The sequence below is a fragment of the Nioella sp. genome (assembly GCF_964229645.1).
In the GTDB taxonomy this organism is placed as follows: Bacteria; Pseudomonadota; Alphaproteobacteria; order Rhodobacterales; family Rhodobacteraceae; genus Nioella.
The window spans coordinates 1-7,594 of the sequence record NZ_CAXREX010000247.1 but is presented as its reverse complement, the minus strand read 5'-3'; the positions used below and the strand labels follow the sequence as shown (position 1 = coordinate 7,594).

Sequence of the window (7,594 nt, the reverse complement as noted above, 5' to 3'; positions counted from 1 at the left end):
TTTCAGGAGAAGTTCCGCATGACATTCACTCGGTTTCATATGACCCTGTCCGCCCTTGCCCTTGGCGCTCTTGGCGCGCTGCCTGCCGCCGCGCAGGACGAGGCGACGCCGCAGGAACTGGCCGTGCGCCAGGCCAGCCCCGGCGTGGTGGTGAACTCGGAAACCGGGGACTACACCGCTATCGAACTGGAACTTCAGGGCTGCATGCTGGTGCAGACGCTTCTGACCAACCAGGGCTACCAGATGGGGGGACCCGCCGGGGTGCAGGTTCTGCGCATGGACCTGCGCGACCTCGACCCGCTGACCGGCATCCTGCCCGCCGAGGACACTGCAAATGGCGACCGGCGGATGATGCTGGTGCCCTCGCAGGCGGCATGGGAGGAAATCCAGGCCGCGGGCGGCGTCTTCTCGGAAATGCGCATGGCCGCGACCGAGCAGGGCGACCAGGACAACCCCGATGCAATCAACGGCGCGCGCACCCTGCGCACCCGCGCGCAGCGCATGTTCTCGGCCGACGTGGTGCTTGGCGGCTTCGGCGAGGTCATGGCGCGCACGCATGTGATGCAGATGCGCGGTGACCGTGGCGCGCTGATCTACCCGCTGGTGGCGCCGATGCAGATCACGCTGGACGCCGACCATGCCGAGGTTGCGCTCAACGCGATCAACGAATTGAGGGCTGGCCCCTGTGCCGCCGCCGACGGCATGGCCGCCCAACCCGAGGACGCGCCGGAAGATGAGGCGGAGGCCAGCGAATAACAAGACGTCGCTGGACCGCGCTCGCGCTCCGTCACAGCATCAGGCTTGCACTTTTTCATGCGCCCCGTTCGCCTGCCGGACGGGGCGTTTGCATGCTTCCGTCGAGCAAGAGGTTTGACAGATGCATTGCCTGACCGCTGCGCTGCCTTTGTCCGCAAGCCTTGCCAGCGCGACCAGAGCCCCCGTCGAGAGCGATTTTCCCAGGCTGCAAGTGGCAGGCGCGGGCGGGCAGGGACCCCGTCCTAGCCGGGGCCGGCCTTTACCTAGTTGCCGAAGCGGGCCGCGAATTCGGCCATCAGCGCCCCCCAGCCTCTCAGCGCGGCACCTGCGTCGCCCAGGGCGGCCTCGTCGGTCAGCACCACCCAGCCATCGGGCCCGGTGACCACCGAGCCGCCGAGCCCGGCTGCGGCCCAGGCCGCCACCGCCTCGGGCGATGCGGGCGGGGCAACCGCCTGGAAGGCGATCCGGTCACAACCGCTGCCGCCGGGGGCGCAGCCCGCGCCCGACAGGGTTGCGACATAGCTGTTGGCCCCGGCCTCGCCAAAGATGGTGGGCTGTCCGCCCGCGGCCTCAAGCCGGGCGGGGCCCAACAGCATGGCCTGATCCAGCACGCTTTCCGGCGCGCTTTGGGCCCAGGCAGGCGCGGCCGCCAGGGCCAGGATTCCGATCAGAATGCGGTTCATGTCAGGTCTCCTTTTCACGCCGTGGCTTACGGGTAGATGTGGTCGCTGAATTCCCCGAGCGTCAGCCGCCAGATGTCGAAGCTGTCCTCGAAATTGGCGCGGGTGATGCCGCCGTCGATATTGACGCTCCAATGCAGGATCACCTGTCCGTCTCCCGCCACATAGGCCGCGCCGAAGCGCTGGTCCTCGTTCCACTGGTTCATCAGCGTCAGCCCGTTGCGCGAGGTGGTGAAGGTGGCGAAGAACTGGAGCGAGTCGCAGGGCCCGTCTTCGCAGCCATACATCAGGATCCCGTAATTGGTGCCGTTGATGTTGCCGCGCATCATCGGCTGGCCGTTATTCGACGGTTCCAGGTTCGCGCTGCCATATCCGCGGGCCACGTTGACGATGTCCTGGGGCAGGGCGCCCAGCATCTGCGCCGAAGCGGGCAGGGCGGTGACAAGCGCCAGCGCGCAGGCTGCAAGGAGGGGTCTCATGGGCAATCCTCTATAGCTGAAATGAACAAATACCCCCCAAGGGTAGGCCCGGCCCCGCCGCCTGTCAAAATCCAAATCGGAGCCGGGGCGGTGCCAAGCGAAAGGGCGCCCGAAGGCGCCCTTTGCAAGTCCGTCCAGTCCGCTGAAATCAGCAGCTGTAGTACATCTTGTATTCCACCGGGTGCGGGGTGTGTTCGAAGGCGTAGACCTCTTCCCACTTGAGCTCCAGGTAGCCCTCGATCTGGTCCTTGGTGAACACGTCGCCCTTGAGCAGGAAGTCGTGATCGGCTTCCAGGTTTTCCAGGGCTTCGCGCAGGCTTGCACAGACGGTCGGGATGCCAGCCAGTTCCTCGGGCGGCAGATCGTAGAGGTCCTTGTCGGACGGCTCGCCCGGATGGATCTTGTTCTCGATCCCGTCGAGGCCTGCCATCAGCAGGGCCGCGAAGGCCAGGTAGGGGTTGGCAGCCGGATCGGGGAAGCGGGCTTCAACGCGCTTGGCCTTCGGCGATTCCGCCCACGGGATCCGCACGCAGCCAGACCGGTTGCGAGCCGAGTACGCACGCAGAACCGGGGCTTCGAAGCCGGGGATCAGGCGCTTGTAGGAGTTGGTGGAGGGGTTGGTGAAGGCATTGAGCGTCTTGGCGTGCTTGAGGATGCCGCCAATGAAGTAGAGCGCTTCGTCAGACAGGTCGGCATACTTGTCGCCTGCGAAGAGCGGCTTGCCGTCCTTCCAGATCGACATGTTGACGTGCATGCCGGTGCCGTTGTCGCCGGAAATCGGCTTGGGCATGAAGGTGGCCGACTTGCCGTAGGCGTGGGCCACGTTGTGGATCACGTACTTGTACTTCTGGATCTCGTCAGCCTGCTTGGTCAGCGAGCCGAAGATCAGGCCCAGTTCGTGCTGGCACGAGGCCACTTCGTGGTGATGCTTGTCGACCTTCATGCCGATGCGCTTCATCGTGGACAGCATCTCGGAGCGCAGGTCCTGTGCCGCGTCGGTCGGGTTCACCGGGAAGTAGCCGCCCTTGACGCCCGGACGGTGGCCCATGTTGCCCATCTCGTACTCGGTGTCCGAGTTCCAGGCCGCGTCCTGCGCGTCCACTTCGAAGGACACCTTGTTCATCGAGACCGAGTAACGGACGTCGTCGAACAGGAAGAATTCGGCTTCGGGGCCGAAATAGGATGCGTCACCGATGCCCGAGGCGATCAGGTAGGCTTCGGCCTTCTGGGCGGTGCCACGCGGGTCGCGCGAGTAGGACTCGCCGGTGTCGGGCTCGACCACGGTGCAGTGAATGCACAGGGTCTTCTCGGCATAGAAGGGGTCGATATAGGCGCTGTCGGTGTCGGGCATCAGCTTCATGTCGGACTGGTCGATCGACTTCCAGCCTGCGATGGAGGAGCCGTCGAACATGAAGCCTTCTTCGAGGAAGTCTTCATCGACCTGGTCGGCCATCACGGTGACGTGCTGCAGCTTGCCGCGCGGGTCGGTGAAGCGGATGTCGACATATTCGACGTCCTCTTCCCGGATCAGGTTCAGAACGTTTTCGTTGCTCATGTCCAGAGTTCCTTGAGGGTAGTGTGTGTGAGATGGGTTGGGGCGGCTCAGAGCGCGTCGTCGCCGGATTCGCCCGTGCGGATACGGATCGCCTGTTCGATGGACGAAACGAAGATCTTGCCGTCGCCGATCTTGTCGGTCTTGGCAGCCCCGACAATGGCTTCGATGGCACCGTCGACCATGTCGTCGGCCAGGACCACGTCGATCTTCACCTTGGGAAGGAAGTCGACCACGTATTCCGCGCCGCGATACAGCTCGGTATGGCCCTTCTGGCGGCCGAAGCCTTTCACTTCGGTGACGCTGAGGCCCTGGATACCGATTTCCTGGAGCGCCTCTTTCACCTCGTCCAGTTTGAACGGCTTGATGATGGCTTCGATTTTCTTCATGTCTGCCGACTCCTCCTGCCGAGTTTTGCCCGCCCGTGACACCACTTTCCCGCGGGGCCCGCAATCGGGTAGCGTGACGCAGGGGCGCTGGTCCGGGGGATTCCACCGGGTGCGCCAAAAATATGCGCAATGCGCACAAAAAATGCGCAGTTTGAAAACTTGCCGCTCCACCGGAGGTCCGAAACCCATGGCTGACCTGCTGACCGCTGCCCAGATGCGCGTCATTGAACAGGCCGCGATCCAGTCCGGCGCCGTCACGGGGCTGGAGCTGATGGAGCGCGCGGGCAGGGGCGTTGTCGAGGCGATCTTCGAGACCTGGCCCGATCTTGCCAAGGCCAATCACCGGGCGCTGGTGCTCTGCGGTCCCGGTAACAATGGTGGCGACGGCTTCGTCATCGCGCGGCTTCTCAGCGACTGGGGCTGGCAGGTGGAGCTGTTCCTTCTGGGCGATCCGGACAGGCTGCCGCCCGACGCAAAGGCCAACCACGCCCGCTGGCAGGGGCCCACCCTGGACGTCGCGGACTATGCGACGCGCGACTGCGACCTGATGGTGGATGCCTGTTTCGGCACCGGGCTGGCGCGCCCGATCACCGATGACGGGGCGCGGGCCTTTCTCAAGGACTGCGCCCTGGCAGAAGACAGCCACGAGGCCCGCCGGGCGGGCGCTGCCGTGTATGGCGCGCCTCCCCGCACGGTCGCGGTGGATATCCCCTCGGGGCTTTGCGCCGATTCCGGCCGCGTTCTGGGCGGCGAACATCCCTGGCAGGACAGTCCCGATTGCGGTCGCTTCGGCCTGACCGTGACCTTCCACAGGGCAAAGCCAGGCCATTACCTGGCCTCGGGCCCCTATCTCTGCGGTAAGCTGGCGATCAAGGATATCGGTATCACCCTGTCCCCTGTGCTCCAAAGGGCGGCGCTGATGAAAGCGGCTGCTCCCGATGGGGCGGGGCGGCGGGCGGCCTCGCTTCTGGGCCCCCGCGCGGCACAGCCGGTTCTGACCAAGGGACAGGAGGCGCATAAATACGACCACGGTCACGCGCTGGTCCTGTCCGGACCGATGGGCCGCTCGGGCGCCGCGCGGCTTGCGGCGCGCGGGGCGCTGCGCGTGGGCGCGGGCCTGGTCACGGTGGCGGCTCCCGGCTCGGCCATGATGGAATGCGCCTGCCAGTTGACCGCGGTGATGTTGCGGCGCGCCGATGATGCCGAAGGCCTGCTGTCCCTGCTGGACGATCCGCGCATGAACGCGCTTTGCCTCGGCCCGGGCCTCGGGGTCGGCCAGGACACGCGCGCGCTGGTGCTGGCGGCCCTGTCCCGGCGTCGGGCGATCGTGCTCGATGCCGATGCGCTTACCTCTTTCGCCGACGCGCCCGACGATCTCTTCCAGGCCCTGCACCCGCTGGCGGTGCTGACCCCGCATATGGGCGAATTCGCCCGCCTTTTTCCCGATCTCGCCCAGGGCCTTTCGGACCTTCCCCGCCAGGGGCCAGCCCCGTCCAGGCTCGATGCCGCCCGCAGCGCGGCTGCACGCGCAGGCTGCACGGTGCTCCTCAAAGGTCCGGACACGGTCATTGCCGATCAGACCGGAGCGGCATCGGTCAACTCCGCCGCCTATGACCGCGCGGCTCCCTGGCTGGCCACCGCCGGGTCAGGCGACGTGCTGGCGGGGATCATCACGGGCCTGCTTGCCCGCGGCTTTGCACCGCTCGAGGCCGCGGGCGCCGCCGCCTGGCTCCATACTGAGGCCGCGCGCCAGATCGGCCCCGGCCTCATCGCCGAGGACCTGCCCGACAGCCTGCCGCAGGTTCTCAACCGCCTGGCAGCCGAATCCTAGCCCTTCTTCTTGGCTCAAATACTCCCGCCGGAGGCCGCCCCCGTGCCGCCGGGACAGATGGCCGATCTGTGCCACCAGGGGGGGAGGCCTGGGGAAAAGCGGCGCAAGGAGGTCCCCGCGTCAGCGGGGGGTGACGCGCGCCGCGCCCCGGTCGACGCGCCGGCGGCGCGGCGAAACCGGATCAGGCGCCGGTCCTGGCGGGGCAGGGGCTCATCACCTCCAGCCCGTCTGCATAGATCACATGCGGATGCGCGAAGCTCAGCACCAGCAGCGCCTCGGGGCGGGCATCGCTCCACCGGATCAGGTCGCCATCCACCAGCCGCGCCAGCGGCACCCGCGCCGCCGGAGTTGCAAAAAGCGCCTGCGCGCGCCAGTCGCGCAGCAGGATGCGCTGTTCGGCGGGCAGGATCACGTCGCGTGTGGGCTTGCCGCCAAGCGCATCGCGGGCGACGCGCACGAAGCGCATGTCGCGGGGCACCGGGTGGCGGGCGATCCCGATCAGGCTCTGCGCGCCCGCGTCCCGGGTGATGACCCGGTCGCCCGGGTAAAGCGCCTCGACCGGCAGTGCCCCGGCAAGTGTCAGCACCTCGGTCCCCGGCGGCAGCCCCGCGCGGATGGTTTGCATGGTCTCGTGCCCGTCCTGGCCCGTTGCACCTGGCATCGTCATGGGTCGTCCTGCTCTTGCCCGTGGGCGAGTATGTCTCGCCTTGTGTTGCGACAAGGTTAACACCCCGCTCCCCCGACCCCCAAGGCCTTTTCCGGGTGGAAAGGGTGAAAATCCCCTCGCCACCTGCGCGCCGCCCTGCTAGAAGGCCGCGGACCACCGGCAGGGGCTTGCCCGCGCGGTGGTCCGTGCGGGTGTGGCGGAACTGGTAGACGCACCAGATTTAGGTTCTGGCGCCGCAAGGCGTGGGGGTTCGAGTCCCTTCACCCGCACCACCCTGATTTTATTGAGAAATATGTGAGAAATGCAGTTGAGGTCCCAGAGGGGTTTTCCACTTTTTTCCACATCGTTTTCCACTTTCACGTTCCGTTCTTGTTCCGCATGGACTGGGCTTCACGGCTCAGGCGCTTCTGGTTCGCACCAGCTCTATACTTCTGAACCATCTCTAGGGTCCTGTGTCCGGTGACTGCCTGGATCTGGCTGTCACTGCGGCCGGCTTCAGTAAGGATGGCAAGGTCAGGGGTGCCATGCGCAAAGCCCCAAAGGGCGACCAATGCGACCGCATCGGTTAAGAGATCATCCGGATCATCGCCAAGATGCGTGCAAAGGTCGAGCATCCCTTGCGAGTAATTAAGCGCCAATTCCGTCATGAAAAATCCGCTATCGGGGGTTGGCTAATAACCGGGCGCACCTTTTCGCGCTCAACAACCTATCCTCGGTGCGACGCAAGCTGATGGAATGAGAACAAGCCCGACTGAAATCGCCATATCCGCCGCTTAGGCAAGTAAAACGGTGCGGAAGGTGCAGAAAACGGACCATTAAAGGCCGGTGATTACCATCACGGTGCAAAAACGGCGTCGCAGCGGACGTTGATCAGACGTTCCTCAATGTGACCTATTGCCTAACCTAAAAAGTGTTAAATTGGTGCCGGCGTCTCCGATGGAAAGGGTATTTATTTTCAATTTTGCATTTTTGGCATGCTCTATTTTCGAGCGGGCATTATTCCAATAATAACAAGAAATACAACGTTAAAAACTGGAACAATTATCCAAACTAAAGTTGATATCTTCCAGCCAAGTGTCAGCACTCGACGCCATACAGCGGTCAGCCAACACACAAATGCAAGGCTAACAACAAGTGTTACAGTGAAGATGCTGTAATAGGAAATATAAAGAGATAGTTCTGGTCCATATCGAGTGAGAATTAAGATCGAAATTGCCATTTCCGCAAATTTCAAAGCAAT

Annotated in this window: 9 protein-coding genes, 1 tRNA gene and 1 pseudogene; 4 read left to right on the top strand and 7 right to left on the bottom strand. The window is 64.4% G+C overall.

Annotated features, from left to right (window positions below):
* The coding region (locus ACEQXV_RS16720; protein ID WP_370270098.1) for a hypothetical protein at positions 1–756 on the top strand (756 nt) is incomplete at its 5' end.
* 263 nt (positions 757–1,019) lie between these two features.
* Here the strand turns inward: ACEQXV_RS16720 and ACEQXV_RS16715 are convergent.
* The 4 genes from ACEQXV_RS16715 to ACEQXV_RS16700 form a co-directional block, all read right to left on the bottom strand.
* Positions 1,020–1,439, bottom strand: a complete 420-nt coding sequence (locus ACEQXV_RS16715) for a hypothetical protein (RefSeq protein WP_370251328.1) — start codon at positions 1,437–1,439, stop codon at positions 1,020–1,022.
* A 26-nt stretch (positions 1,440–1,465) separates the two neighbouring features.
* Positions 1,466–1,915 carry a YbjN domain-containing protein gene (locus tag ACEQXV_RS16710; RefSeq protein ID WP_370251327.1) on the bottom strand — a complete coding sequence of 150 codons (450 nt, stop codon included), beginning with the start codon at positions 1,913–1,915 and terminating at the stop codon, positions 1,466–1,468.
* A 148-nt stretch (positions 1,916–2,063) separates the two neighbouring features.
* Complete coding sequence (gene glnA, locus ACEQXV_RS16705; RefSeq protein WP_370270097.1) at positions 2,064–3,470, bottom strand: type I glutamate--ammonia ligase; 1,407 nt, start codon at positions 3,468–3,470, stop codon at positions 2,064–2,066.
* Positions 3,471–3,517: 47 nt separating this feature from the next.
* Positions 3,518–3,856, bottom strand: coding sequence for a P-II family nitrogen regulator (locus ACEQXV_RS16700; protein ID WP_370270095.1), 339 nt, complete (start codon positions 3,854–3,856; stop codon positions 3,518–3,520).
* A gap of 187 nt (positions 3,857–4,043) precedes the next feature.
* Here ACEQXV_RS16700 and ACEQXV_RS16695 point away from each other — a divergent pair, with 187 nt between their 5' ends.
* Complete coding sequence (locus ACEQXV_RS16695; RefSeq protein WP_370270094.1) at positions 4,044–5,687, top strand: NAD(P)H-hydrate dehydratase; 1,644 nt, start codon at positions 4,044–4,046, stop codon at positions 5,685–5,687.
* Between the two features lie 181 nt (positions 5,688–5,868).
* Here the strand turns inward: ACEQXV_RS16695 and ACEQXV_RS16690 are convergent, their stop codons facing one another.
* Positions 5,869–6,354, bottom strand: coding sequence for a Hint domain-containing protein (locus ACEQXV_RS16690; protein WP_370270093.1), 486 nt, complete (start codon positions 6,352–6,354; stop codon positions 5,869–5,871).
* Between the two features lie 187 nt (positions 6,355–6,541).
* On the opposite strand from ACEQXV_RS16690, the gene ACEQXV_RS16685 reads away from it, so the two are divergent.
* Positions 6,542–6,626: transfer RNA gene (locus tag ACEQXV_RS16685), tRNA-Leu, on the top strand.
* Positions 6,627–6,710: 84 nt separating this feature from the next.
* On the opposite strand, the gene ACEQXV_RS16680 is transcribed toward ACEQXV_RS16685, so the two are convergent.
* On the bottom strand, positions 6,711–7,001 hold the full coding sequence (locus ACEQXV_RS16680; protein WP_370270091.1) for a hypothetical protein: 291 nt from the start codon (positions 6,999–7,001) through the stop codon (positions 6,711–6,713).
* On the opposite strand from ACEQXV_RS16680, the pseudogene ACEQXV_RS16675 reads away from it, so the two are divergent.
* Positions 6,942–7,093: pseudogene (locus ACEQXV_RS16675) on the top strand (transposase); the annotation flags it as partial. The gene ACEQXV_RS16680 and the pseudogene ACEQXV_RS16675 overlap by 60 nt on opposite strands.
* 240 nt (positions 7,094–7,333) lie before the next feature.
* On the opposite strand, the gene ACEQXV_RS16670 reads toward ACEQXV_RS16675, so the two are convergent.
* Positions 7,334–7,594 (bottom strand): hypothetical protein (locus tag ACEQXV_RS16670; RefSeq protein WP_370270090.1); only part of this gene is annotated, 261 nt, incomplete at its 5' end.